26 protein-coding genes are annotated in these 24,471 nt (G+C 71.8%); 11 read left to right on the plus strand and 15 right to left on the minus strand.

Going from position 1 to position 24,471, the window contains the following annotated elements; all coding sequences use genetic code 11:
• Positions 1-288: 288 nt before the first annotated feature.
• The 3 genes from ACZ7GX_RS15095 to ACZ7GX_RS15105 all read right to left on the minus strand — a co-directional run bounded on the left by ACZ7GX_RS15095 (position 289) and on the right by ACZ7GX_RS15105 (position 2,114).
• Positions 289-558 (minus strand): hypothetical protein, encoded by a 270-nt coding sequence (locus tag ACZ7GX_RS15095; protein WP_498776846.1) that lies wholly within the window; start codon positions 556-558, stop codon positions 289-291.
• A gap of 61 nt (positions 559-619) precedes the next feature.
• Entirely contained in the window at positions 620-1,552 is a 933-nt protein-coding gene (locus ACZ7GX_RS15100) for a CU044_5270 family protein (RefSeq protein WP_498776848.1), read from the minus strand.
• Positions 1,545-2,114 (minus strand): RNA polymerase sigma factor, encoded by a 570-nt coding sequence (locus ACZ7GX_RS15105; RefSeq protein ID WP_498776850.1) that lies wholly within the window; start codon positions 2,112-2,114, stop codon positions 1,545-1,547. The genes ACZ7GX_RS15100 and ACZ7GX_RS15105 overlap by 8 nt, the downstream gene beginning before the upstream one ends.
• A 157-nt stretch (positions 2,115-2,271) precedes the next feature.
• Here ACZ7GX_RS15105 and ACZ7GX_RS15110 point away from each other — a divergent pair, with 157 nt between their 5' ends.
• On the plus strand, positions 2,272-2,934 hold the full coding sequence (locus tag ACZ7GX_RS15110; protein ID WP_498776852.1) for an LmbU family transcriptional regulator: 663 nt from the start codon (positions 2,272-2,274) through the stop codon (positions 2,932-2,934).
• On the opposite strand, the gene ACZ7GX_RS15115 is transcribed toward ACZ7GX_RS15110, so the two are convergent.
• The 5 genes from ACZ7GX_RS15115 to ACZ7GX_RS15135 all read right to left on the minus strand — a co-directional run bounded on the left by ACZ7GX_RS15115 (position 2,903) and on the right by ACZ7GX_RS15135 (position 7,704).
• The gene (locus tag ACZ7GX_RS15115) at positions 2,903-3,355 is read right to left on the minus strand and encodes a nuclear transport factor 2 family protein (protein WP_498776854.1); all 453 of its coding nucleotides are present in this window, start codon (positions 3,353-3,355) and stop codon (positions 2,903-2,905) included. The genes ACZ7GX_RS15110 and ACZ7GX_RS15115 overlap by 32 nt on opposite strands.
• A 63-nt stretch (positions 3,356-3,418) precedes the next feature.
• Positions 3,419-4,453 carry a hemolysin family protein gene (locus tag ACZ7GX_RS15120; protein WP_498776856.1) on the minus strand — a complete coding sequence of 345 codons (1,035 nt, stop codon included), beginning with the start codon at positions 4,451-4,453 and terminating at the stop codon, positions 3,419-3,421.
• Positions 4,450-5,790: a hemolysin family protein gene (locus ACZ7GX_RS15125; RefSeq protein ID WP_498776858.1), complete on the minus strand. Its 1,341-nt coding sequence runs from the start codon at positions 5,788-5,790 to the stop codon at positions 4,450-4,452. Before ACZ7GX_RS15125 ends, ACZ7GX_RS15120 begins: the two co-directional genes overlap by 4 nt.
• Positions 5,791-5,941: 151 nt before the next feature.
• On the minus strand, positions 5,942-6,982 hold the full coding sequence (locus tag ACZ7GX_RS15130) for a LacI family DNA-binding transcriptional regulator (RefSeq protein WP_498776860.1): 1,041 nt from the start codon (positions 6,980-6,982) through the stop codon (positions 5,942-5,944).
• A 113-nt stretch (positions 6,983-7,095) separates the two neighbouring features.
• The gene (locus ACZ7GX_RS15135; RefSeq protein ID WP_498776862.1) at positions 7,096-7,704 is read right to left on the minus strand and encodes a TetR/AcrR family transcriptional regulator; all 609 of its coding nucleotides are present in this window, start codon (positions 7,702-7,704) and stop codon (positions 7,096-7,098) included.
• A 65-nt stretch (positions 7,705-7,769) separates the two neighbouring features.
• Here ACZ7GX_RS15135 and ACZ7GX_RS15140 point away from each other — a divergent pair, with 65 nt between their 5' ends.
• The 4 genes from ACZ7GX_RS15140 (at position 7,770) to ACZ7GX_RS15155 (ending at position 11,745) form a co-directional block, all read left to right on the plus strand.
• On the plus strand, positions 7,770-8,534 hold the full coding sequence (locus tag ACZ7GX_RS15140) for an SDR family NAD(P)-dependent oxidoreductase (RefSeq protein ID WP_498776864.1): 765 nt from the start codon (positions 7,770-7,772) through the stop codon (positions 8,532-8,534).
• Between the two features lie 126 nt (positions 8,535-8,660).
• A complete protein-coding gene (locus ACZ7GX_RS15145) occupies positions 8,661-9,800 on the plus strand; it encodes a Gfo/Idh/MocA family protein (RefSeq protein ID WP_498776866.1) in 1,140 nt (379 codons plus the stop codon).
• Complete coding sequence (locus ACZ7GX_RS15150) at positions 9,797-10,915, plus strand: dihydrodipicolinate synthase family protein (RefSeq protein WP_498776868.1); 1,119 nt, start codon at positions 9,797-9,799, stop codon at positions 10,913-10,915. The genes ACZ7GX_RS15145 and ACZ7GX_RS15150 overlap by 4 nt, the downstream gene beginning before the upstream one ends.
• On the plus strand, positions 10,912-11,745 hold the full coding sequence (locus tag ACZ7GX_RS15155) for a sugar phosphate isomerase/epimerase family protein (protein ID WP_498776870.1): 834 nt from the start codon (positions 10,912-10,914) through the stop codon (positions 11,743-11,745). Before ACZ7GX_RS15150 ends, ACZ7GX_RS15155 begins: the two co-directional genes overlap by 4 nt.
• Here the strand turns inward: ACZ7GX_RS15155 and ACZ7GX_RS15160 are convergent.
• Positions 11,742-13,064: a Dyp-type peroxidase gene (locus tag ACZ7GX_RS15160; protein ID WP_498776872.1), complete on the minus strand. Its 1,323-nt coding sequence runs from the start codon at positions 13,062-13,064 to the stop codon at positions 11,742-11,744. The genes ACZ7GX_RS15155 and ACZ7GX_RS15160 overlap by 4 nt on opposite strands.
• Before the next feature lie 124 nt (positions 13,065-13,188).
• Between ACZ7GX_RS15160 and ACZ7GX_RS15165 the strand changes: the two genes are divergently transcribed.
• Complete coding sequence (locus tag ACZ7GX_RS15165; protein ID WP_498776874.1) at positions 13,189-14,028, plus strand: PP2C family protein-serine/threonine phosphatase; 840 nt, start codon at positions 13,189-13,191, stop codon at positions 14,026-14,028.
• Between the two features lie 35 nt (positions 14,029-14,063).
• On the opposite strand, the gene ACZ7GX_RS15170 is transcribed toward ACZ7GX_RS15165, so the two are convergent.
• Entirely contained in the window at positions 14,064-14,330 is a 267-nt protein-coding gene (locus ACZ7GX_RS15170; RefSeq protein WP_498776876.1) for a hypothetical protein, read from the minus strand.
• Positions 14,331-14,498: 168 nt separating this feature from the next.
• Between ACZ7GX_RS15170 and ACZ7GX_RS15175 the strand changes: the two genes are divergently transcribed.
• Both ACZ7GX_RS15175 and ACZ7GX_RS15180 read left to right on the plus strand, forming a co-directional pair.
• Positions 14,499-15,374 (plus strand): helix-turn-helix domain-containing protein, encoded by an 876-nt coding sequence (locus ACZ7GX_RS15175; protein ID WP_498776878.1) that lies wholly within the window; start codon positions 14,499-14,501, stop codon positions 15,372-15,374.
• Positions 15,371-15,559, plus strand: coding sequence for a DUF397 domain-containing protein (locus ACZ7GX_RS15180; protein WP_498776880.1), 189 nt, complete (start codon positions 15,371-15,373; stop codon positions 15,557-15,559). Before ACZ7GX_RS15175 ends, ACZ7GX_RS15180 begins: the two co-directional genes overlap by 4 nt.
• A 99-nt stretch (positions 15,560-15,658) precedes the next feature.
• Here ACZ7GX_RS15180 and ACZ7GX_RS15185 read toward each other — a convergent pair whose 3' ends face one another.
• From ACZ7GX_RS15185 to ACZ7GX_RS15195, 3 genes are all read right to left on the minus strand, one after another.
• On the minus strand, positions 15,659-16,624 hold the full coding sequence (locus ACZ7GX_RS15185) for a hypothetical protein (RefSeq protein WP_498776882.1): 966 nt from the start codon (positions 16,622-16,624) through the stop codon (positions 15,659-15,661).
• A 100-nt stretch (positions 16,625-16,724) separates the two neighbouring features.
• A complete protein-coding gene (locus tag ACZ7GX_RS15190; RefSeq protein ID WP_498776883.1) occupies positions 16,725-17,243 on the minus strand; it encodes a hypothetical protein in 519 nt (172 codons plus the stop codon).
• A 62-nt stretch (positions 17,244-17,305) separates the two neighbouring features.
• Complete coding sequence (locus tag ACZ7GX_RS15195; RefSeq protein ID WP_498776885.1) at positions 17,306-18,346, minus strand: serine hydrolase; 1,041 nt, start codon at positions 18,344-18,346, stop codon at positions 17,306-17,308.
• Between the two features lie 99 nt (positions 18,347-18,445).
• Between ACZ7GX_RS15195 and ACZ7GX_RS15200 the strand changes: the two genes are divergently transcribed.
• A complete protein-coding gene (locus ACZ7GX_RS15200; RefSeq protein WP_498776887.1) occupies positions 18,446-19,153 on the plus strand; it encodes an SDR family oxidoreductase in 708 nt (235 codons plus the stop codon).
• On the opposite strand, the gene ACZ7GX_RS15205 is transcribed toward ACZ7GX_RS15200, so the two are convergent.
• Positions 19,107-20,063: a helix-turn-helix transcriptional regulator gene (locus tag ACZ7GX_RS15205; RefSeq protein ID WP_498776889.1), complete on the minus strand. Its 957-nt coding sequence runs from the start codon at positions 20,061-20,063 to the stop codon at positions 19,107-19,109. The genes ACZ7GX_RS15200 and ACZ7GX_RS15205 overlap by 47 nt on opposite strands.
• Positions 20,064-20,105: 42 nt before the next feature.
• Between ACZ7GX_RS15205 and ACZ7GX_RS15210 the strand changes: the two genes are divergently transcribed.
• Complete coding sequence (locus ACZ7GX_RS15210) at positions 20,106-20,750, plus strand: alpha/beta fold hydrolase (protein ID WP_498776892.1); 645 nt, start codon at positions 20,106-20,108, stop codon at positions 20,748-20,750.
• A 33-nt stretch (positions 20,751-20,783) separates the two neighbouring features.
• Complete coding sequence (locus tag ACZ7GX_RS15215) at positions 20,784-21,515, plus strand: maleylpyruvate isomerase family mycothiol-dependent enzyme (protein ID WP_498776894.1); 732 nt, start codon at positions 20,784-20,786, stop codon at positions 21,513-21,515.
• Between the two features lie 96 nt (positions 21,516-21,611).
• Here the strand turns inward: ACZ7GX_RS15215 and ACZ7GX_RS15220 are convergent, their stop codons facing one another.
• Positions 21,612-24,437 carry a glycoside hydrolase family 9 protein gene (locus ACZ7GX_RS15220; RefSeq protein WP_498776896.1) on the minus strand — a complete coding sequence of 942 codons (2,826 nt, stop codon included), beginning with the start codon at positions 24,435-24,437 and terminating at the stop codon, positions 21,612-21,614.
• Between the last annotated feature and the right edge of the window lie 34 nt (positions 24,438-24,471).

The following is a 24,471-nucleotide window of genomic DNA, read 5'->3' on the forward strand; positions in this document are numbered from 1 at the left end:
ACGCTCCACCCCAGACGACACCCACCACACCGTAGTGACAACACACCCCGCCACCAGCACCAACACACCTACCAGCGCCTAACTAAACGGCATTGCCCTTGACACGCGCGGTAGGGCGGAGCCAGGTCGGCGGGATGACACGAAGCCCTTCCTTTGGGGAAGGGCGTGGGCAGGGCGTGTCAGTGGACGGGCGCCTGGGCTGGTGTTGGGTGGGCTGCGCAGGCGTCCCCGGCAAGGGGACCCCTGTTTTTATTTTGCCGGCGAGGTCTGACAATTTGAGGCGGTCGGTTAGAGCGGAGGGATCAGGCCTGGGAATTTGCGGGCGCCCACGCAGTGTGGGCACTCGCGGCCGTTGTCGACGGTTCGCGGGGTGCCCCCGATCACGGCGGAGGTCGGGTTGGCGATGAACCCCGCCCCGCCGCACAGGTGGCAGATGGTGCGGGGTTCCGAGGTCACGCCGAACAGGTCGTCCTCGTCCTCGACGTCATCGTCGTCGAACCCGTCCTCGTCCTCATCGGGGTCGAAGTCGTCCTCGTCGTCATCCTCACGCGGATCCACGTGACCAACCGTAGTCGGGTGGGACCGGGCGCGCCCCGGCGGACCGGTCCCACCCGCGGGGTCACGGCAGCTGCCCCACCTGGTCCACCACTGCCCGCGCGGTGATGGCGTGGAAGTTCGTGCCGAGCAGCTCGTAGGTCTTCGCGTCGAACACGATCACCACCGGCTTGGCCTTCGGCGACGAACCCGGCGGCACGGGCCACGTGATGCCGACCCCCGGCCGACCCGCCGCGTCACGAGCATCCGCCACCACCGTCAGCCCCGGCACGCGAGCCGCCGCCTCGTACAGCGCCGCCCTGCTCAACGGCGGCAGGAGCGACTCGTTGATCAGGCCGAGGACGTCCTTGCCGCGCGCGTTGACGCTGCCCGGCTCGCCGCTGGCGTTCGCGTCGAGGTAGGCCAGCATCCCGTCCACGTCGGTCGGCAGGTCGGACCGGTACGCCGGGCGCGGCTCGCACGGCTCCGTGCCGAGCACCACGGCAGGATCCTTGAAGACCTCCTGCTGCCCGTTCACGCACCCCGGGAACCGGGACGTCGTGCCGTCGGGGTGCTTGAGCAGGCCGTCGTGGGTGCCGTCGACCGACAACCAGATCTCCCGGGCCGGCTCCGGGCCCGCCTCGCTGCGCGTGTACACGAACTGGTCCGGGCGGGGCGGCGCGGACGGATCGGCGCGGGCCGCCCTGGCGGCGAACGCCAGCAGCCGCACGGGGTCGGTCACCGGCTCGGCCACCGGGGACGTCGTGGACGTGGTCAACGCCTGGCCACCCGGCGCGGGCTGACCGGAGGGCAGCAGCGTGATCGTCGCCGCCACGGCCGCCGCCAGGCCGATCGCCGACGCGCCGACCAGCGAGTACCTGGACCGGCGCTTGCGCAGCCGCACCGTGCCCCGTTCGGCGATGCCGGCCAGCAACGCCGCCCGCGCGGGCGCCAGCGCCGCCTCGTCCGGCAACGGCGTCTCGTCGCCCAGTTCGCGCAAAAGCTGCAGGTCATCCATTGTTCAGCAACTCCTCGACCTCGGTGGGGTTCCGCCCGCCCAACGCCTCCCTGACCTTGCGCCGGGCCCGGTGCAAGCGGGACCGCACCGTGCCGACGGGGATCGCCAGCGCCGCCGCGACCTCCTCGTAGCCCAGCTGTTCCCACGCCACGAGCAGCAGCACGTCGCGGTCCTCGGCGGACAGCCCGTCCAGCGCGCCCGCCAGCCGCGACCGCACGGCCCACGCGGTCACCTCGGCGGCGACGCGGTCCGAGTGGTCGTGCTCGGCGAGGTCCGCCGAACGCTCCCGGTAACGGCGCGCCTCGTGCCTGCGGTGCTGTCCGACGAGGTTGGTCGCGATGCCGTACAGCCACGGCCGGGCGTCCGGTCTGGCCGGGTCGTAGCGCTGCCGCTTGTCGAACGCGGTCAGGAACGTCTCGGCCACGAGGTCGTCCGCGACCTGCGCGCCGAGCCTGCGCTCGAGGTACCGCCGGATGTGCGGCGCGTGCCGGTCGAAGATCGCCGCGAAGGCGTCCGGCTCGTGCCGCGACCGGTCGATGATCTCGGCGTCGGTGGGTGTCATGGTGGCCTTTCCGGCTGGTTCCCGGTGAAGGGCGGTCACCCGTTATCCGCCGCCCGGCCCGATCGGGTTCACGGTGTGAGCGGAAGTTGACCGGTGTGTGAGGCCCCTGGAGTAACAAGAACACCCATAAGCTGATCAGGGGGAGCAAGTGGACAAGGTGAACGCAGTGCAGCGCCGTCGTCCCGGCGGCGCGGTCGAAGGCCGGATCCTCACCACGCCGGTGGGGCTGGCGTTCCCTCGGGACGTCACGTTCGAGACGTGGGAGCAGGCGGGTCAGCGGATCTCCCGCATCGCCAGCTCGTCGGCCTGGTACCTGGGTGACTGGCTGGTCTTCGGGCAGGACAAGTACACGGACAGGTACCGCCGGGCGGTCGAGGCCGTGGGGCTGGACTACCAGACGCTGCGCAACTACGCGTGGATCGCGCGGAAGTTCGAGCCGTCACGGCGTCGTCAGGGCCTGCCGTTCCAGCACCACGCCGAGGTGGCCGCGCTGCCGCCGGCCGAGCAGGACGAGTGGCTCGACCGCGCCCAGCGGGAAGGCTGGTCGCGCACGGCGCTGCGGCGGGCGTTGCGGGAGAGCCGCGACCCGGGCGCGAGGTCCGAGCGGGTGGTGATGCCGCGGGTCAACCCGGGCAGCGACGCGGTGGACCGGTGGCGGCGGGCCGCGATGGCCGCGAACGCCGACTTCGAGGCGTGGATCGTGACGGCCCTCGACCGCGCCGCCGACCAGGACCTCGAGTTGGTCAGCGTGCCGCCGTTGGCGGAACTGCCGGAGGAGCGCGAGTACGTCAGCTTGCCCGCTGTGAGGCCAGCGTCATGATGTGCTGATTGCCCGTGGCCCACGTCGTGGTCATGGTGATCGCGTCGATGCGCCAGCCGCCGTCGGCGCGCACGAGGCCGAAGCGGTAGTGGCCGCCCAGGGTCCAGGTCGGGTCGCCGTGCGGGTTCGCCAGCACGTGCACGGCCTGGAACTGGGCGGTCACCACGGCCCGGTCGCCGTCGACGTCGACCAGGTGGTTGGACACCAGGTGCTGCGTCGCGTCGAGGCCGCCGAGCCCGGCGCGCCACCCGGCGACGACGTCGGCGGCCGCGAGCCGGGCGGGCTCGCCGCCGGTGAGGCTGGTGTAGTCGAGGTGCACCTCGTCGGCGAACACGGTGAGCAGGGCGTCCCAGTCGCGGCGGTCGGCGAACCACGCCATGCGGGTGGTCGCGTCGACGATCTCGAAGCGGTCGTTGATCACGGCGAGAACCTTAGGCGGACAGGCGTGGCGCGGGGTCGGAATCACGGCACCCGCGCCACCCCGTCACAGCTCGCGGCGGACGTGCGTGCCGTCGCGGACGGTGCCGACGTACTCCTCGACCAGGTCCTCCAACGCCACCAGGCCGCGCACGACGCCGTCGGCCGACACGGCCTGCGCCAGGTGGCTCTGCGAGCGCCGCAGCGCCGCCACCGCGTCGTCCAGGCTCGCGTCCACCGGCACCCGCGGCAGGCCGCGGACCCGGCCCGGCGGCACCCGCGTCGACGGGTCGGCGTGCGCCAGGTCCAGCACGTCCTTCACGTGCAGGTAGCCGATCAGCCGGTCGTCCTCGCGCACCGGGAACCGGGAGAAGCCGGTGGCCGACACGGCGGCCTCCACCTCCTCCATGGTCGGCCGCGACGGCACCGACGTGATCCGGTCCAACGGCACCAGCACGTCGGCCACGGTCCGCTCGGCCGACGACAGCGTCTGCGTCAGCCGCCGGTGCTCGGAGTCCTCCAGCAAGCCCTCCTGCCGCGACTGCCCGATCAGCAGGGCCAGCTCGTCCCGCGTGTAGGCCGACTCCAGCTCGTCCCTCGGCGTCACGCCGACGAGCTTCAGCACCGCCGTCGACACCACGGTGAACCCGCGCAGCAGCGGCGCGACCAGCCGGCAGAACCAGTAGTGCGCGGGCACCAGCAGCAGCGCGGTGCGCTCGGGACCCGCGATGGCCAGGTTCTTCGGCACCATCTCGCCCAGCACGGTGTGCAGCGCCACCACGATGATCAGCGCCAGCGCGAACGCCACGCCGTGCCGCACCGCGTCCGGGATGCCGACGCCGTGGAACGGCGCCTCCAGCAGCGCCGCCACCGCCGGCTCGCCCAGCGCGCCCAGGCCGAGCGAGCACAGCGTGATGCCCAGCTGCGCGCCCGCGATCAGCAGCGGCAGCTCGCGGCCGGCCTTGATCACCGTGCGCGCCCGGCTGCTGCCCGTGTCGGCCAACGCCTCCAGCCGGTCCCGCCGGGCGGTGATGATGGCGAACTCGGCGCCGACGAAGAACGCGTTGCCCGCCAGCAGCAGCATGATCACCAGCACGATCATCGCGACACCCCCGAGTGGTCGGAGGTCGCCGGGGCGACCCGGGCCACCCTCAGCTCGGCGATCCGGTGCCGGTCCATCTGCACCACGGTGATCCGCCAGTCGTCCACCCGGATCTCGTCACCCGCGTCGGGGATCCGGCCCAGGGTGGCCAGCACCAGGCCCGCGACGGTCTCGTAGTCGCCCTCGGGCATCCGGAACCCGGTCGCCTCGGCGATCTCGTCGTCGCGCAGCAGCCCGGACACCAGCCACGCCTCGCCGCCGAGCCGCCGCACCGGCGAGGTCTCCCGCCGGTCGTGCTCGTCCCGTACGTCGCCGACGATCTCCTCGACCAGGTCCTCCAGCGTGACCAGGCCCGCCGTGCCGCCGTACTCGTCGACGACCAGCGCCGTCTGCAGCCCGGAGGCGCGCAGCCGGTCCAGCAGCGCGTCGCCCTCCAAGGTGGCGGGCACCGTCTGCACCGGCCTGGTCAGCGCCGACACCGGAGTGGTCGCCCGCTGCGACCGGGGCACGCCGAACGCCTGCTTGACGTGCACGATGCCGCGCACCTCGTCCAGGTCGCCGGTGTAGACCGGGAACCGGGAGAACCCCGTCTCCCGCGCCTTGGCCACCAGGTCGAGCACGGTCGCGTCCGAGCGCAGCGACTCGACCCGCACGCGCGGCGTCATCAGCTCCTCCGCCGTGCGGTCGCCGAACCGCAGCGAGCGGTCCAGCAGGGTCGCGGTGCTCGGGTCGATGGTGCCCTGCTCGGCGCTGGAGCGGATCAGCGCGCCCAGCTCCTGCGGCGAGCGGGCCGAGGCCAGCTCCTCCGCGGGCTCGACGCCGAGCCTGCGCACCAGCCAGTTCGCGGTGCCGTTCAGCAGGGTGATCAGCCACTTGAACACCGCGGAGAACCCGGCCTGCACGCCCGCGACGGCACGTGCGGTCGCCAGCGGCTTGGCGATGGCGAGGTTCTTCGGCACCAGCTCGCCGAACACCATCGACAGCGACGTGGCCAGCGCCAGCGCCAGCGTCAACGCGATCGGCCCGGCCACCGACGCGGGCACGCCGGCGCCGGTCAGCGCGGGGGAGATGAGCTGCGCGATGGCGGGTTCGGCGATGTAGCCGGTGATCAGCGTGGTGATGGTGATCGCCAGCTGCGAGCCGGAGAGCTGGAAGGACAGCGACCGGTGCGCCTTCTCCACGGTCCGCGCCTTGGCGTCACCCACCTGGGCGACGTGCGCCTCGACCGTGCTGCGCTCCAGGGCGGTCAGGGAGAACTCGGCGGCGACCGCGATGAACGTGCCGACGGTGAGGAGCACGACGGCGCCGAGGCCGAGCAGGCTGAACAGGATGGTCATCGGACCCACCGGTGGTGGGCGGGGCGGGGCTGGCAGCCGGGTATCGGACCCGGCTCGGTACTGCAGCCCGGTGACTGCGCGTCGCGCACGGAAGGGATCACTCCTCGTGAGGGGTGGTCGAACGGAGTCCAGAATAGAGCGTAATCACCGGTCAGCGCAGTCCGATACCGCTGGGTTGCGAAGTCGACGCCCGGAGCACGACCTCGCCGGCGACCCGGACCGTGCGCGGGGAGGCCACCACGTCGTCGAGCACCAGCCGTGCCGCCCGTTCGCCCATCTCCTCCAGCGGCAGGCGCACGGTGCTCAGCGCCGGCACCAGGTCGCGCAGGGTGGGGATGTCGTCGAACCCGGCGACCGAGACGTCCTCCGGCACCCGCAGGCCGTGTTCGCGCAAGCCCGCCATCGCGCCGAGCGCCATCACGTCGTTCACGGCGAACACGCAGGTCGCGCCGGTGCGCGCGGCGATCAGGTCGGCCACGGCCGCGTGCCCGCCGTCCCGGGTGAAACCGCTCGCGATCACGTTGGCGTCGGGCAGCTCCAGCCCTTCGTCGGCCAGTCCCGCCTTGAACCCGGCCAGCCGGTCGCGCGCCACCAGCAGGTCCGGCGGCCCGGCCAGCACGGCGAACCGGCGGTGGCCGAGCGCGGCCAGCTTGCGCGCGAGCGCACGGGCGCCGGAGCGGTTCGCGGGCACCACCGTGTCCGTGCCGAGCTTGGCCTGGGAGACGCACGCCACCCGGCCGCCCTGCGCGGTGAACGCGGTGATCTCCTCGGCCAGCAGCCGTGACGCCGACCGGTCGGTGGTGCGGCTGCCCGCGATCACCAGGGCACGGGCCCGGTGCGCGCGCAGCGTGTTGACCAGCTCCACCTCGCGGCGCGGGTCGCGGCCGGTCGTGCCGAGCACGACGACCAGCCCGGCGTCCTCGGCGATCCTCGTCACACCGGCGGCGATGCTGGAGAAGTAGGGGTCGGCGATGTCGTGCACGACCAGGCCCACCAGCACGCTGGAGTTGCGGGCCAGCGCCTGCGCCGAGGCGTTGGGCAGGTAGCCGAGCCTGCGCGCGGTGCCGAGCACGCGTTCGCGCAGCTCTTCGCTGACCTGCCGGGTGCTGCCGTTGAGCACGCGTGACGCGGTGGCGAGCGACACGCCCGCGTGCTTCGCCACTTCCGCCAGCGTGACCTGCCGCGACGTCAACGCCGCCTCCTTCGCGTTCCTGGTCGGGCGAGACTAGCCGTTTCGCCGGGCGGGGCGGGCGGGAGTTCGTCAGGTCGGGCCCCGGCGGGCGCTCGGGGTCGACCGGTGGGCGGTCAGGCGAAGTCGTCGTCGAACGCGGCGGCGAGCGCGGCGGCGATCAGGCCGGGCAGGTCCGGGCGGCCGTCCTCCCGGGCCCACCGCACCAGGGCGACGTGCAGGGCGGCCAGGCAGGCGCCCGCCGCGGCCTGCGCGCGGAACTCCGCCTCCGGGTCCGGCGTGTCGCCGAGCACCGCGTCGACGACGGCCTTCTGCGTGGCGTACTGGCTGTCCAGGTGGCGGGCGCGCAGGGCGGGCGTGTCGACCATCAGCCGGAGGCGGGCGAGGAGCAGGTCGCGTTCCGCCGACGGGGCGCCCTCGGCGGGTCCGACGAGGGAGCGGGTCGCGTCCACCAGGGTCCGCCCGATCCGGAGCACGACGGGCTCGTCGGCCGGCCGGGCCGCGACCCGCTCCGCGAGGAGGTCGTCGTACCGGTCGTGGAGCACCAGGTCTTCCTTGGTCGGGAAGTGCCGGTAGACGGTCATCGGCGAGACGCCGGACGCCCGCGCGACGTCGGTGACGGTGGTCGCGTCGTAGCCGTGCTCGACGAACAGCCGCATGGCCCGCGACTGGATCAGGCGTCGGGTCTCCGCCCGCCGGCGTTCGCGCAGGTTCGGCCCGTTCATGCGGGAGACGATACCGTTATGGTAGTAACTACCAACTAGGGAGTAACTAACATTCAGGAGTGGGCATGGGCAGGCTGGCAGGCAGGACCGCGCTGGTGACCGGGGCGTCGCGTGGCATCGGGCGGGCCATCGCCCGACGCCTCGCCGCCGACGGCGCGGACGTCGCCGTGCACTACGGCAGCGGCGAGTCGGCGGCGGAGGAGACGGTCGCCGCGATCGAGGCGGCCGGGGGGCGCGCCTTCGCGGTCCGGGCGGAGCTGGGCGTGGAAGGCGATGTCGACACCCTGATGGCCGACCTGGAAAGCGGGCTGGCCGGGCGGGGGCTGGACATCCTGGTCAACAACGCCGCCGCGCCGCCGGCCGGTCCGATCGGGACGGACACCCCCGAGCGGTTCGACCACCTCTTCGCGGTCAACGTCAAGGCGCCGTACTTCCTCGTCCAGCGGGCGCTGCCGCTGCTGCGCGACGGCGGCCGGATCATCACCCTGACCTCGGTCGCCACCAGGGTGGCCAACCCCGGCCAGGCGTCCTTCGCCATGGGCAAGGGCGCCCTGGAGACGATGACCCTCACCCTGGCCGGCGCCCTCGGCACCCGCGGGATCACGGTCAACGCGGTCGCTCCCGGCGCCACTCGGACCGACGTGAACGGGGCCGTCTTCGACGCCCCTGGGCTCGCGGAGTTCATCACCGGCCAGACCGCGCTCGACCGCCTCGGTCGGGCGGAGGACGTGGCCGACGTCGTCGCCTTCCTCGCCTCCGACGACGCGCGGTGGATCACCGGCCAGGTCCTCGACGCCAGTGGCGGCCTCCACCTCGGCCTCCGGGGCTGAGGTCGGGGGAGCACGCGGGACGCCCCTCGCGGACCGTCGCCGATCCCACCGGGAGGTTGACGTCCGCGAGGAGCCGACCGTAGCGTGTTGGAAAGCGCTTTCCACGAACTTGAGCGGGGTGTACGCATGGCGGTGCGCACGATCGGCGTCGCGTTGAACGGGGTCACGGGGCGGATGGGGTACCGGCAGCACCTCGTCCGGTCGATCCTGGCCCTCCGCGAGCGCGGCGGGATCCGGGTCGGTGACGACGTGCTGGTCCCCGAGCCGCTGCTGGTCGGCCGCAACTCCGCGAAGCTGAAGGAGATCGCCGAGCGGCACGACCTCCCGCGCTGGACCACCGACCTCGACGCGGCGCTCGGCGACCCGGACGTGTCGGTCTACTTCGAGGGCCAGGTCACGTCCGCGCACGCCGCCTCGCTCACCGCGGCGATCGACGCGGGCAAGCACGTCTACAGCGAGAAGCCGGTCGCGGCCACGCCCGAGGAGGTGCTGGAGCTGGCCCGGCACGCCGACGCGGCGGGCGTGAAGCACGGCGTGGTGGCCGACAAGCTCTACCTGCCCGGCATCCGCAAGCTCAAGCGCCTGCTGGACGGCGGCTTCTTCGGCCGCGTGCTGTCCGTGCGCGGCGAGTTCGGCTACTGGGTGTTCGAGGGCGACTGGCAGGCGGCGCAGCGGCCGTCGTGGAACTACCGCGCCGAGGACGGCGGCGGGATCGTGGTGGACATGTTCTGCCACTGGAGCTACCTGCTGGAAGGGCTGCTCGGCCCGGTGGAGGCGGTGACCGCGCGGGCCGTCACGCACGTGCCGACGAGGTGGGACGAGAACGGCGCGCCGTACGCGGCGACGGCCGACGACGCGGCGTACGCGATCTTCGAGATGACCGGCGGCGTGGTGGCGCAGGTGAACTCGTCGTGGGCGACCCGGGTCAACCGCGACGAGCTGGTCGAGTTCCAAGTGGACGGCACGCACGGCAGCGCGGTGGCCGGGCTGCGCAACTGCAAGGTGCAGTCGCGGGAGATCACGCCCAAGCCGGTGTGGGACCCGGACGTGCCCTCGTCGATCGACTTCCGGTCGCTGTGGCAGGAGGTCCCGGACAACGAGGTGTTCGACAACGGGTTCATGGTGCAGTGGGGCGAGTTCCTCAGGCACGTCGCCGTCGACGCGCCGTTCGCGCACGACTTCCACTCCGGGGTGCGCACGGTGCGGCTGGCCGCGCTGGGCCTGGAGTCCTCCCGCACCGGCCGCCGGATCGAGGTGCCGGCATGACCTCCGTGCGGCTGCCCGGCCGGGACGGCGCGTTCCGCGAGCACGAGCTGTCCCCGCCGAGGGCGTGGGACACCGGCGCGTTCACCTCGCGGGTGGCGTTCGCGGCGGCGCACGTGGTCGCGGACCCGTTCGGCGGCAACGGCCCCGGCACGCCCGCCGTGCTCGACTGGGACGCCACCCTGGCGTACCGCGTGCGGTTGTGGGAGCACGGTTTCGGCGTCGCCGAGGCCATGGACACCGCGCAGCGCGGCATGGGCCTGGACTGGGACACGGCGCTGGAGCTGATCCGGCGCAGCGCCTCGATCGCCTCCGGGAGGCTGGCGGCAGGCGTGGGCACCGACCACGACACCGCGGACCCGTTGACGGCGTACCGGGAGCAGTTGGCGGCCGTCGTCGAGGCGGGCGCGCAGCCGATCCTGATGTGCAGCCGCAAGCTGGCGGCGCAGGCGCGCGGGCCCGAGGACTACCAGAAGGTCTACGGCGCGCTGCTGGAGGAGGTCGACCAGCCGGTGGTCCTGCACTGGCTCGGCACGGCGTTCGACCCGGCGCTGGAGGGCTACTGGGGCTCGTCGGACGTGCCGACGGCGACCGGGCACTTCCTGGACCTGATCAAGGCCTACCCGGACAAGGTCGACGGCGTGAAGGTGTCGCTGCTGGACGCCTCGCACGAGGTCGGGTTGCGGCGGGCGCTGCCGGCCGGCGTGCGCTGCTACACCGGCGACGACTTCCACTACCCGGAGCTGATCGCGGGCGACGGGCACGGGCACAGCGACGCGCTGCTGGGGATCTTCGACGCCATCGCGCCGGCCGCGTCCACCGCGTTGCGGGCGTTGGACGCCGGTGACCGCGCCCGGTACGACGAGGTGCTGGAGCCGACGGTCGCGCTGTCGCGGCACGTCTTCGGCGCGCCGACGTACTACTACAAGACCGGTGTGGTGTTCCTGGCCTGGCTCGGCGGGTTCCAGGACGCGTTCGGCATGGTCGGCGGCCTCCAGTCGGCCCGGGACGTGGTGCACCTCGGCGAGGCGTTGCGGCTGGCGGACCTCGCCGGCCTGCTGCCCGACCCGGACCTCGCCGCCCGGCGGTGGGGACGACTCCTGGACGTGCTGACGTGAGGCTCTCGTTGAACCAGGCCACGGTGAAGCGGGCGTCCGTGCCCGAGGTGGTCGACCTGTGCGTGCGCCACGGGATCGGCGCGGTCGGGCTGTGGCGCGACCCGGTGGCCGAGCACGGGCTGGAGCGGACGGCCGCGCTGGTCGCGTCGGCGGGGCTGGAGGTCTCGTCGCTGTGCCGCGGCGGGTTCTTCACCGGGTTCGACCAGCGGCTGGACGACAACCGGCGGGCGATCGACGAGACCGCCGCGCTGGGCGCGGGGTGCCTGGTGCTGGTGCCCGGCGGCGTGCCGGACCGCGACCTCGTCGCGGCACGGGGACGCGTCGCGTCGGCGCTGGAAGTGCTGGCGCCGTACGCCGAGGCGGCCGGTGTCCGGTTGGCGGTGGAGCCGATGCACCCGGTGTTCTGCGCCGACCGCGGCGTCGTGTCGACGTTGGGCCAGGCGCTGGAGCTGGCCGCGCCCTACCCCGCGTCGGTGGTCGGCGTCGTCGTGGACGCCCTGCACGTGTGGTGGGACCCGGCGTTGGCGGCCGACGTGCGGCGGGCCGGCCCGCGCATCCACTCCTACCAGGTGTGCGACTGGGTGACGCCGCTGCCTGCCGACGTGCTGCTGGGCCGCGGCCTGCCCGGTGACGGGCACATCGACCTGGTCGGGCTGACCTCGCTCGTCGCCGGGACCGGCTACGACGGGTTCGTCGAGGTCGAGGTGTTCAACGAGGAGGTGTGGGCGCGGCCGTTCGACTCGGTCGCGGCGGACCTCGTGCGGCGGCACGCGACGGGGTGGGAGCCGGTCGTGGACGGCGGCCACGACCGACTGCCCGTCACCCCTTAACGGGGCAGCTCGCGACCCGCGGCGAGCAGTCTGAGGGTGCTGACCGACGGCGTCAGCGCGTACAGGGCCCCGGTGGTCCGCACGAAGTCGCCGCCGATCACGGCGTCGACCCCGGTGGGCGCGCCGCGCTCGCCCGGCGCGAAGTCCGGGTTGCGCGCCCACGTCCGCTGGATGTACTCGAACTGCTCCGCCAACGACGTGCAGTGGGCCACGAACACGAGGCCGCGCTCGCCGTCGTCGGCCGCACCGGGTTCGGCGGGGCCGGTGCCGAACGGGATGCCCCGGCGCAGGATCCGGTGCTCCCGGGGCGTGCGGTGCGTGAACGACCTCGGGTTCGTCTTGCGGATGTGGGCCGGGCACGGCGTCGCCGTGCCCGCCGGGTCGTCGGAGTAGTCGAAGTCGTTGTGGCCCAGGCTGGTGGCGAGCGGGCGGCCGTCCGGGTGCCTGCCGATCAGCTCCGGTCCCCGGCCGTGCCGCTCGACGGCGTCCTGCCAGCCGGCCACGTCCTGGGTGAGGCGGCGGACCACCTGGATCGAGCCGTCGGTCAGCCAGGCGGCGGCGTGCGGTCGGGCCGACTCCGCCGGGTGGCCGAAGACGAACTCGCCCGCGTCCACCAGGAGCGTGCCCGGCCGGCCGGCGCGGTGACCCGGCCGTTCGGGGTCCTCGTGGTGGAAGCCGCGCACGCCGGGCTGCGAGATGCCGTGCCGGTAACCGAAGTGCTCGCGCCCGCGCCGGTCACCGGGGAGCGTGGCGGCGTGCTGCTCGTGGACCGTCACGACGCCGAGCAGGGTGTCGAGCACGTCCAGGTTGCGCTCGGTCTCCGCCAGGCGGTCCGGGTCGTCGGACGCGACCGTGACCACGGCGTGGACCCGCTGGTCCGCGCGGCCGAACAGCCAGTGGTCCGGGGCCGAGTCGCCGGTGTCGCCGTTGGCCCGCGCCGCTTGTTCGGCGGTGTGCGGGAAGTGCTCCCGCAGGTCTTCCCGCGTCGCGTCGGGGTTGATGCTCAGCTCGACCAGGCCCTCGGGCGTGAGCGACACCGTCGCCCAGGTGGCGGTCAGCCCTTCGGGGTCGCCGCCGAACATCGTGCGGCCGAGGGAGAAGACCTCGTTGAAGGCCTCCACGTCGGCGGTGGCGCTGACGTGCCCGAGCATGGCGGCGAGCCACGTGCGCCCGAGCCGGTCGTCGGTGAAGCGGACGAACCGGAACAACTGGTGGTCTTTGTTGAACGCGGCCAGGACGTTGCCCTGGATGTCGCGGGACCGGCGCAATGGCGGACGCACCTCCCGCCGTCGTGCGTGCCGGTGCAGCAGGTCGGTCATCGTTCACCCCCTGCCGTACAGGAGCGTCACGGTGCGCGCTGGATACGTCGCGCTGAGTCGGAATCCCCCGACCGTGTAGCGCGTCTACCCCCACAGGTGACGGCGACTGCGCGAAGATCCGACCATGACCGACCCGGCCGACCTCGGCGCGCACGTCCAACCGGGAGTGGCGACCTCCCAGGGCCCGAACCGCCCGCTCAACGCCGACGCCCACGCCCTGCACCGGCACCGCGGCACGTTCGCGGCGGCGGTGGTGGACGGGACGGGCTCGACACCGGAGGTCGCCCACTTCGCCCGCGTCGCCGCCTCCGTCGCCGCCCGCGTCGCCGCCCGGGAGACCCCGGTGCTCGGCATCGTCACGGCCGCGATCCCTTATGCCGAGGGGGATGACGACGACAGCGCCGAGCCCAACGGGGCGATCGTCGTGGCCTCGGTGCGAGCGGGCGGGTACTGGCGCGTCGCCTACGCCGGCGACAGCTCCGCCTACGGCCTCAAGGACGACGGCACCCTGCGCCGCTTCACGACCCCGCACACCCTCGGCGAGGAGATGCGGCAACAAGGCGTCCCCGAGGCCGAAGCCGTCGCCCACGACCACAAGCTGCGCCACAACCTGGGCCGCGTCCCGATCTACGGCGTCGAGGGCTTCGAGGCGGTGGCCCGGCTGCTGGTCCTCGCCTCCGACGGCCTCAAGCTGCCCCTCGACGAGTTCCGGGACCTGCTCCTCGAGCACGGCGACGACCCGCAGCGGTGCGCCGAGGAGCTGGTCGCCGCGACCCGCGCGCGCGGCAGCCGTGACGACGTCACGGTCCTGGTCATCCCCCACCCCGACCGCCCTGCGACCACCCGTGTCACCGACGAGAGGAACGACCATGGCGAACGCCGAGCAGAAGAACCCCCAGGACCCGCCGCCGGACGAGAGCCCGACGCAGGAGTTCCCGAAGGTGCCGTCGAAGTAGTCGCCTGACGGAGCCGGGTGGCGCGGCCGCGCCACCCGGCCCCCTAGCCGAGCCACACCAGGTGGGCGCGCCGGGTGCCCGCCGACCGCGAGCTGATCTCGAACAGGACGCGCGCGTTCTCCGCGCTCCGGGAGCTGAGGCGGAAGCCGCCTTCCACCGCGCTGACCTCGGCCCGGTCCTCGAAGGCGACGCCGTAGCCCGCCACCCGGACGCTCTCCCGCTCCCCGTGCTCCTCCACGATGGCGAACAGCCTCGGCGCTTCCTCCTGTGCCACTTCGTGCACCAGCGCGGTGAATTCCTGCTCGGTCATGGTGCTCCTCTCGCCCCACCGGTCCAGGCGGTGGTGGTTACGCTGCGTCGTCGATACCGTGACTGCCCGCAAGGCTGCCGACCTCCGGCGTGGAACGCAAAAAACGCAAAGAGGTGCCTTGCATTCGCCGTGCAGCACTCGTGCAGCATCGAGGGAGGACCGGACGTCGTGGCCGCGAAGAAGAGCACGCCGACCATCAGGTTGCGCCGGTTGGCCGGACAGCTCAGACGACTTCGCGAGAGCACCGGCCTGCGCCGGGAGGACGTGGAAGACCGGACCGGGCTCCACTCCACCACCCTCTACCGCATCGAGACGGCCCGGTCCCGCCCCCAGTACCGGACCTTCGACATGCTGCTCAAGCTGTACGGAGTGCCGACGGACGAACAGATCCGGCTGAAGGCGCTCTACAAGCAGTCGGCCGGTGAGGGGTGGATCCAGCCCTGGCACGAAAGCCTGCGTGAGGAGTACACGACCTACATCAGCTTCGAGCGTGAGGCTCACGGCATCCGCCACTACTCGGCGATGTTCGTCCCCGGCTTGCTCCAGACCGAGGACTACACCCGCGCGGTGGTCCGTGGGGTTCCGTATGCGGCATCCCCTGAGCAAGTCGAAGACCGGGTCCGCACCCGGATGGAGCGACAGGCGGTCCTGACGAAAGAACGGCCGATCAAGCTCTGGGCGATCATCGACGAGGCCGCGCTGCACCACGAGGTCGGAGGCCGGGACGTCATGCTGGCGCAGCTCGACCGCTTGGGAGAAGCGGCCACGGCTCCGAACACGACGATCCAGGTCGTGCCGTTCAGCGCGGGTGCTCACCTCGGGATGTCCGGTCAGTTCCTCATCCTGGACTTCGATGATCCACTGGACACCGACTTGGTCTACATCGACAGCCAGGCAGGTGAGATATTTTTGGAGTCCGACACCGACATCGAGCGCTTCCGGGACAGCTTCGACCACCTGGTCGCGGTGGCCATGAGCCCTGACGACTCGGTCAGGCTGATCGCTGGGATCGCCAACCGTCACGGACGGAGGAGGTACGGGTGACTTTGGCCTGGCGCAAGAGCAGCTACAGCGCGGAAGGCGAATCCTGCGTCGAGGTCGCGCCGGTGGGGGAGAGGGTTGCCGCGCGGGACTCCAAGAACCCCTCCGGCCCGACGTTGTCCTTCTCGGCCGGGGAGTGGCGGAAGTTCCTCGCCGGACTTGAGGACGGCCGGTTCGAAGGCTCCTGACGGGCATGAGGAGCCTCGCTCACGCGTCTGCAAGGACGAGGCTTTCTCGACGGGAACCCATGGGAATCGGACAGATGCGGTCGAGTGCGGGTGCGGCGGTCACTTACGCAAGATCTGCAGCAAGCTTGGTTCGTCGCCCTCCACCATGATCAGCGCGTCGAAGTTGCCGGACACGATGTGCTTCGTCGCACCGCTGTACTGGGCTTCGTAGCTGACCTCGGAGGCGTAGCTGCCGGTCACGTGGATCAGCCCGCTTGACTTGTCAAACGTGATGCTCACGTTGAGTATAGGATCGCCGGTGAAGGTCCACGAAACCTGTTCCCGTTTGGCGAGGTTGGGTGCTTGTGGGCACTTGAGAGGCAGCGGAATACTGGTTGCTTCTTCGCACTCCCGGAACATCGCTCGCATCAGCGGGCGCAGTTCGTCGAGGGATACGCCGGTAGCGCGTTTCTGGATCTTGGCATCGGACAGCGCTGCGATGTTGCCGATCGGTCCGACGCTGGGCGTGTCATCGTGCCAATCGACCCGTGTCTGGTATCCGAAAACATACGTGCTCAACTTCTCGCCCCAGTAATCCTGGTACACCACGGACATCACCACGTTGCCGCGGACGTTGAAGTGGTCGTCCCGCCAGGCTGCCTGGTACCCGTCGGCAGGGTCACCGTGCAGCGTCCACGAGACGACCTGGTTCCCCACAGCCGTTGAGCTGCCTACCTGAGGGCAGTTGAGCGGCGTGAGCACCACAGCCTTCGCGCAGTTTCGGAGCGCCTCCCGCACGGCGGTCGCGACGTGGTCGTTCGTGGCGGCAGAGGGTCTGGCGCCGCTGTCCTCCGTGAAGTCTTCGTCCGGGTCGGAGAAGCAGGAGAACAGGATCATGAGCAGAACGACCGCCGCGATCGCGCCGCCCACCGCACGTCCCGGCTTGGCCGCTGCACCGGACGGGGCCGGAGCCGGTGGCGGGGCCTCCGCGAAGCCGATGTTGATCGTCGGCTGGAACAGGTTGCCGGTGTTGGCGGTTGAGCCGTTGCCGGACGCGGTGGCCGAGCCGGTATCCCCGGCATCCATGCCAGAAGATGGTGTCATCCGTGCCAGTACTCCTCGTCGCCGCGCAGCTCAGCCGTACCAAGACGCGGCCTCCTGCGGGTCTCCCGCTGTGCGTTCTCGATCAGTCCAGTTGGATACCGGTGTTGGCGTTCCCTCCACCGGTTGCCTTGGCGTTGCCTGTATTGCGCACCTGCATCGAACCGACTCCCCGAGCCTTCCCCCGAATACCAGTGTTGGCGTCAGCGCCTTCCTCGGCCGTGGCGTCACCGGTGTGTGAAACGACCACTGATCGTCCTGAGTTTGTGCCGCGCAAAGCTGCCCAGACCGCGACACCGACCGCTGCGACTGCTCCTAGGGCCGATGCCACGGCGGCGATCTTGTTCGCGTCGGCCCACTCTGCCACGGCGAACCAAACGCCCAGACCGGCCACTGCGATGAAGGTGGTGATCAGTACTGCTCGCCCAACAGTCATGGTAAGAGCATCGCCCATATGAGTGCTGTCGTCACACATGGTGCCGTGGACCACGGCCGGCTGTTCACCCCAACAGCGCATCTTCGACCAGTTGGCGCTGCGTGCCTGTGACGGAAGGGTGTTGAGGCTGCTCCACTTGGCCGGCGCGAGTGGAGGGATGGCGTTCATACGACAGCAAAGAGCCCGACCCGCCTGAAAGCGAGCCGGGCTCCGTCCCTGCAGGGGTGTGATCAGCCGCCGTTGCTCGGCTGGTACCGCTGGGCGCGGTAGGTGCGCGGGGTGTTCGCGGTGATGCGGAGGGCCGAGTCGTACAGCGTGCGGCCCAGGGCGGCGCGTGCGCGCAGGGCCGGGTGGGTGGTGCTGTAGTTGTCGGCGTTGGCCGCCTGGTCACCGGCGAACTGGCCGGACGCGAACAGCGCGTAGGTGATGATCGGCTTGCCCGCCGCGTCGAACACGATGCCGGCCTCGTTGCGGCCGTCGTTGAACCAACCGGCCTTCGTCGCCACGTTCAACCGCTCCGCCGACGACAGGTTGAGCCGGATCCCGTCCGTGAACGACGTCAGCGACCGCAGCACCTTCAGCAGGTGCTCGGTGGACGCCGCCGACAGCAGCTGACCCGCGGCCAGCTTCTGGAGCAGCGTGAACGTCTCCCGGGGCGTGGTGGTGCCCAGGAAGAACCGGTTCGGGTTCGCCACCGGCACGACCTGCGTGTGCACGAAACCCTTGGCGCGCAGGATCTCGTTCAGCTCCAACGCGGGCACGACCAGGCCGCACAGCCGCACCGCCGTGTTGTCCGAGACCGTCAGCAACGCCGCCAGCGCGTGCCCGACCGTCACCGAGCTCGGGTAGGCCCCGTCGAGCCCGAAGATCCCGTCGGTGTCCTGGATGACGATCGCCTGCGTGACGTCGACCCGCTGGTCCAGCGTGATCAGGCCGCGGTCGACCTTGTCCAGCACGGCCACCGCGACCGCGATCTTGTTCACGCTGTACGCCTCGACCACGCGGTCGGCCTCGACCTCGACGGCGGGCTTCACCGTGCCGTCCGGGTCGGCCACGCCGATGTAGGACGACCACGTGCCACGCGCGCGCGAGACCAGCGCGGAGTACTTCCACGCGATCTTGCGGCGTGCCTGGTCAGCCGTGGTCGGGATCAACGCGTCCCACTCCGCCTCGGTCGTCTGCGCCTGCGCCGCACCGGCCGTCGTGCCGAGCACGGCGCCGGCCGCCGCGACCGAGCCCAGCCCGAGCGCGAACCTGCGGTTGATGTTCATGTGCCCCCAATCAGTGGATACGCCCCTTGAGACGCCCCAACTGGCCCAAATGTTGCTCCGAACCGGTGAACCCGATCTAACCAGCGGTAATCTGCGGCCATGGCGCAAGGGGTGTTCGTGGTGACCGGGGCCAGTCGGGGCATCGGCGCGGCGACCGCCCGCCTGGCCGCCGAAGCGGGGTACCGGCTGGTCCTCACGGCCCGGGACGCGTCCCGGCTGGCCGAGCTCGCGGCCCGGATCGGCGGGTCCGACCGGGTGTGGGTGGCCTCGTGCGACGTGCGGGTGTACGACGAGGTCGCGGCGCTGATGGGCCGGGTCGAGGAGGAGTGGGGGAGCGTCGACGTCGTGTTCGCCAACGCGGGCGCGAGCGTGACGACCTCGTTCACCTCGACCGACGGCGCGCCGCCCGCCGAGTGGAGCGACATGGTGCTGACCAACGTGTGCGGCCCCGCGTTCACCGCGCGGGCGGCGATGCCCGCGTTGATGCGCCACGCCGGCCACCTGGTGCTCACCGGGTCGGCGGCCGGTCGCGGCGTGCGGCCGGGGAACCTCTACTCGGCCACCAAGTGGGCGGTGACGGGGCTGGCGCAGGCGATCCGCGCCGAGTGCGTCGGCACGGGCGTCCGCGTCACGCTCGTGCAGCCCGGCCTGACCGACACCGGCGGCATCCCGCCGTCGCGCGCCGCCGACCCGAAGCTCGCGCCGGAGGACGTGGCCCGCGCCGTGCTGTACGCGGTGGGCCAACCTCCGTCGGTGGACGTCAACGAGATCCTGGTGCGCCCGGTCGGCCAGGACGCCTACCGGTGAGCCCGGACCCGGCCGCGCGCAACGCGGCCAGCACCTCGGGCGTCGCGTCGAGCGCGTAGTCCGCGCCGAGCAGCAGCAGGTCTGCGGCCACGTGCTCGATCTCGTCGGCGCCCAACCGCACCCGGCACGTCCGGTCGTCGATCGGCTCGACCCGGCCCGGCAGCGCCACCACCAGCCGTGACCGCACGACGTCCGCCGGCGCGTCGACCACCGCCGTGCACGTGTAGCGGTACGGGGCGGCGGTCAGCGAGCGCGCCACGTACGTGGCCGGGTCCTCGGGCGGCTCACGCGGCGTGAAGCGGCGGCCGGTGGCCCGCGGCGCGCCCATCCGGTCCACCCGGAACGTCCGCCAGTCCTCCCGCGCCGGGTCGTAGGCCAGCAGGTACCAGCGCCGGTAGGCGGTCACCAGGCTGCGCGGCTCCACCCGCCGCTCCTGCCCGCGGTGCGTGAACGCGACCACCTCGTGGTCCCGGCACGCCGTCGCCAGCACGCCCAGCGCCGCCGGGTCGGACACCGGGCCGGCCACCGCCATGACCGCGATGGCGTCCCGCACCGCCGCGATCCGCTGCCGCAGCCTGGACGGCAGCACCTGCTCCAGCTTCGCCAACGCCCTGGTCGACGACTCCTCGATGCCCTGCACGCCCGCCGCCGTGCGCAGGCCGACGGCCACCGCCACCGCCTCGTCGTCGTCCAGCAGCAACGGCGGCAGGTTGCGGCCCGACGCGAGCCGGTAGCCGCCGGCGGCGCCGGTCGTGCCGTCGACCGGGTAGCCCAGCTCGCGCAGCCGCTCGACGTCGCGGCGCACGGTCCGGTCCGTGACGCCGAGCCGCTCGGCCAGCTCCGACCCCGTCCAATCACGCCTGCCCTGCATCAGGGACAGCAGGCGCAGCATCCTCCCCGGCATCGTCATCACGGACACCCTATGTCCTAAAGGGCTCCTAGCGTGGTGGCCATGACGACTTACGTGCTCATCCCCGGCGCCTGCCACGGCGGGTGGTACTACGACCCGATCTCCGAACGGCTGCGGGCCGAGGGCCACCAGGTGCACGCGGTCACGTTGAGCACCGGTCGGGTCAACCTGGACGACCACGTGGCCGAGGTGCTGGACCTGGTCGAGCGGCACGACCTGCGTGACGTCGTGCTCGTCGGGCACAGCTACGGCGGCATGGTGATCACCACCGTCGCCGACCGCGTGCCCGACCGGATCGCGACCCTGGTGTACGTGGACGCGTTCGTGCCGCGTGACGGCGAGTCCGCGTACGACATCGTGCACGGCGACTGGCGCAAGTGGTACGTCGAGGGCGCGGCGGGGGACGGGTTCTCCATGGCGCCGCTGCCGATCTTCGACGAGCGCGCCACGGCCCACCCGCTGGCCACCCTGCTGCAACGGGCGTCGATCACCGGCGCCGTCGACCGGGTGACCGACCGGCGGTACCTGTTCATGGCCGACTTCCCGGACAGCCCGCTGGCCACCACGTACGAACGGTTGCGCGACGACCCGGGCTGGCACGTCGAGGCGTGGCCCGCCGGGCACAACGTGCTGCGCGACGCGCCGGAGCGGTTCCTGGAGGCGCTGAAGTCCGCAAGAAAGCAATAACAGTGTGATCCATAGACGCTCTAGCGTGGACGGATGAAGGTCCACGACATGCTCGTTGAAGAGCGGCGTCGGATGGCGGACCTCCTCGACGGGCTGGACGCGGGCCAACTGGCCACGCCCAGCCTCTCGGCGGGGTGGACCGTGCACGACATCGGCGCCCACCTGATCACGTACCTGAAGTTCGGCCAGCTCAAGCTGTACTGGGGCATCGTCTCCATGGCGGCCGACTTCGACCGGCTCAACCGGGAGCTCACCGCCAAGGCGGCCCGGATGCCCACCTCGGAGATCACCGCGCGGCTGCGCCGGTGGTCGACGTCGAAGACGACCATCCCGCGGTCGGGCTACGACCCCGTGCTGGCCGACATCCTGCTGCACGACTACGACGTCCGCCTGCCGCTGGGCATCGAGCGCGACATGCCGGAGGACCGGCTGTGGGTGGCGTTCCAGCACCTGGCGGCCAAGCCGTCGCCGGGGTACGCGATGGGCTCCCGGCTGGCGGGCCTGCGGCTGGAGGCCGTGGACACCGGCTGGGCGTCCGGCAGCGGTGCGGTGGTGCGCGGGGACGCCGAGTCGCTGGTGCTGGCGATGAGCGGCCGCGCGGTGGGGCTCGACGCGCTGGAGGGCGACGGCGTGCCGCTGCTGCGGGAACGCGTCGCCGCGCCGCCGCCGCGCGGACCGCTGGAGCGGCTGAAGACCGTGCTCAACGTCGTGGTCGACCCGCCGCCCGCGGACCGCCGTTCCCGCGACGCCGTCGGCGGTTCCTGACACCCAGGGAAAAGCGAACCGGTGGCGGGGTCCGTGGGGACCCCGCCACCGGTCATGCGGTCGGTCCGTGGTGCCGGACCGCCCGTTCTGGTCGGATCACCCCACGGTGCAGGGGTTACCGTTCACGCGGAAGTCGGTCGGCGGGGTCGTCGTGCCCGACCCCGAGGAGTTGAAGCCGACGTTGACCGAACCGCCGACCGGCACGTTGGCGTTCCACCCGACGTTCGTCGCGGACGCCGCCTGACCCGACTGGGCCCACGTGGCCGACCAGCCCTGCGTGATCTTCTGGTTGCCCGGCATGGTGAACTCCAGCTTCCACGACGTCCACGCCGACGGGCTGGTGTTCGTCACGGTGATGTTCACCGACATGCCCGTGGACCAGGTCGAGGCGCGCCAGACCACCTTGCAGTAGTTGGCCGACACGTCCGGCTTGGTCCGCACGCTCACCTGCGGCGACATGCCCGAGCGCAGGTTCGCGCCGTTCTTCGCGATGACGGCGAACTGGTAGGCCGTGTCCGGCCGCAGGCCCGTCAGCGTCGCCGTCGGCGAGGTGACCGTGGCGACGACGCGCAGCGCGTCACCCTCGACGGAGATGACGTCGTACTCCTTGACGCCGCTCTCCGGGTCGGTGGACGCCGTCCACGTCAGCTTCGTGCCCGTCGTGGTGGTGTCGGAGGCCACCGGGGTGCCCGGGGTCGACGGCGCGGTGGTGTCGACCGGCGGGGCGGTCGTGACCTTCTCCGCGGCCCAGCTGGCGATCCACGCGAACGCGGAGTTCCAGTTGACCGTGACCTCGTTCACCGAGTACGCCTCGATGTGGTCCACGAAGCACTTCTGCGCCTTGCAGCCCGTGAGCAGGCGCGCCGCGATCGGGTCCTGCAACGCGCTGTTCGGGCCACCCGAGAGCGCGCCGGGCGGCGCGGTCGGCAGGGTCGGCTCCAGCTGGTTCGCCCAGTGCCGGTGGTGCACGTTCTTCACCGGCTGCTCGCCGTAGCCCGAGACGTACGAGTACGACATCGGGTTGCGGCCCAGCAGGTAGTTCAGGCCCTGGAACACGCCCGCGCGGTACTTGGCCGCGCCGGTGAAGTCGTGCGCCAGCGCGAGCACCGAGATGTTGTTCGCGACGAGGCCGTTGGAACCCCAGTCGTAGCCCTCGGTCGGGCGGTACGGCGCGGGGTAGCCCTGGGTCGACATCTGCGACAGGTGGGCGTCCGCGACCGTGGTGAACGCCGACTTGATCGCGGTGATGTCCGAGGCGGGCAGGCCGTTGGGCACGAGCGCCAGCGTGATGTCGCCCAGCGGGCCGGTGGAGCCCCAGTCGAAGCCGCGCGCCGTCAGGCTCTTGCCCTTGAAGTGCGTCGACGACGTGAGGTCGCTGCGGTAGGAGGACTCACCGGTGGTGGTGAACATCTCCGCCGCGGCCCAGTAGAACTCGTCGGTCAGCGTGGCGTCGCTGTAGGAGCCGCCGCCGGTGCCGTCGTTCGGGTCGGCGATCTTGTTCGGGTTCGCCTTCGCCGCCGCGTACGCCTTGGTGGCCGCCGCGAGCGCCTTCGCCGAGAACGCCGGGTCGATCGTCTTCCAGATGCGGGCCGCCTGCGCCGCCACCGCGGCCGTGTTCAGCGTCGCCGCCGTGCTGGTCGCGGAGAGGCGACGGGCCTGCGGGTCCTGGTGGGGGAGCAGCGGCAGGCCGGTCCAGTTCTGGTCGTGGATCTTGTGGTGCACCATGCCGTCGGGCGCCTGCATCTTCAGCAGGAACTCGACCTCCCAGCGCGCCTCGTCCAGGATGTCCGGCACCCCGTTGGCCTTCTCCGGGATGTTCAGCTTGCCGTCGCCGAGCGCGGCCGCGTCGCCGATCAGCTTCGCGCGCTCGTAGGTGTTGAGCACCTGCCACGCGGAGATGCCGCCGTTGACGACGTACTTGCCGTGGTCGCCCGCGTCGTACCAGCCGCCGCGCACGTCGAGCGTGTAGCCGCAGGTGATGGTCGCGAGGCAGGGGACGTTGTCGTCACCCTGGTTCGGCGCGACGTTGAGGTGGCCGGCGGGGCGCGCGTACTGCTCGCCCACGTACTGCGCCTCGATCGGGATGCCGCTGCGGTTGTGGTAGAAGTACGCCAGCGCGTCGTACCGCAGCTTCTTGATCTCGTCCGTCGCGATGTCGAACGGGAAGCTGGTCTCGGTGCCGACGGTCAGCGTGTAGCCGGTGCCCGCCGTGTCGAACGACGAGAAGTCGATCAGGTGCGTGGAGTCGCCGGACTCGGCGTCCAGGCCCTTCGGCGTCGTCTGGCCCGAGGCCACCGTCGTGCCCGCGGAGTTCTTCAACGCCCACGGCTGCGCGGTGGTCGCGTCCGAGGTCAGGGTCGCGTGCTTGGGCAGGCCCGGCACGTAGGCGACCTGGTTGACGTTGATCTTCTTCGCCGGGTTGGCCGGGTCGCCGCCCGGCGGCTTCACGCCGCCGATGAGGGAGACGTTGTCCACGCAGACCGTCGTGTCGGCCGCCACGGCGCCCAGGTGGAACGTCACCTGGCCATTGCCCGCGTCGGGGAAGTCCAGCGTGGAGGTGAACGTGAAGGTGAAGCGCTGCTTCGTGGTGGTCAGCGCGATGTCCTGCTTCGCGATCGTCCGGTAGGGGCTCACGCCCTCACCGGCCGCCGCAGCCGCCGGCCGGGCGACCGAGGCGTAGGCGTCGAAGGACATCGTGTAGGACTGGCCCGCCTCGAACGGCACGCCGTTCTGGCCGATCAGCGAGTCCCACGGGTTGACCGTGCCGCCGGTGACCGTGGCGCACAGCTCGCCGTTCGTGACGCGGTTCGACACGCCCGCGCTGGCCCACCACGGGTCGGCCGAGCCGCTGCTGAACGTGCCGTTGACCAGCCGTTCGTAGTCCGCCGCGTAGGCCGTTCCGGACGCTAGCGCGCCGCTCACCGCCACTAGTGCGAGGGCCGCGGTGGCCTGGCGG

Source organism: Actinosynnema sp. NPDC037264 (assembly GCF_055603705.1).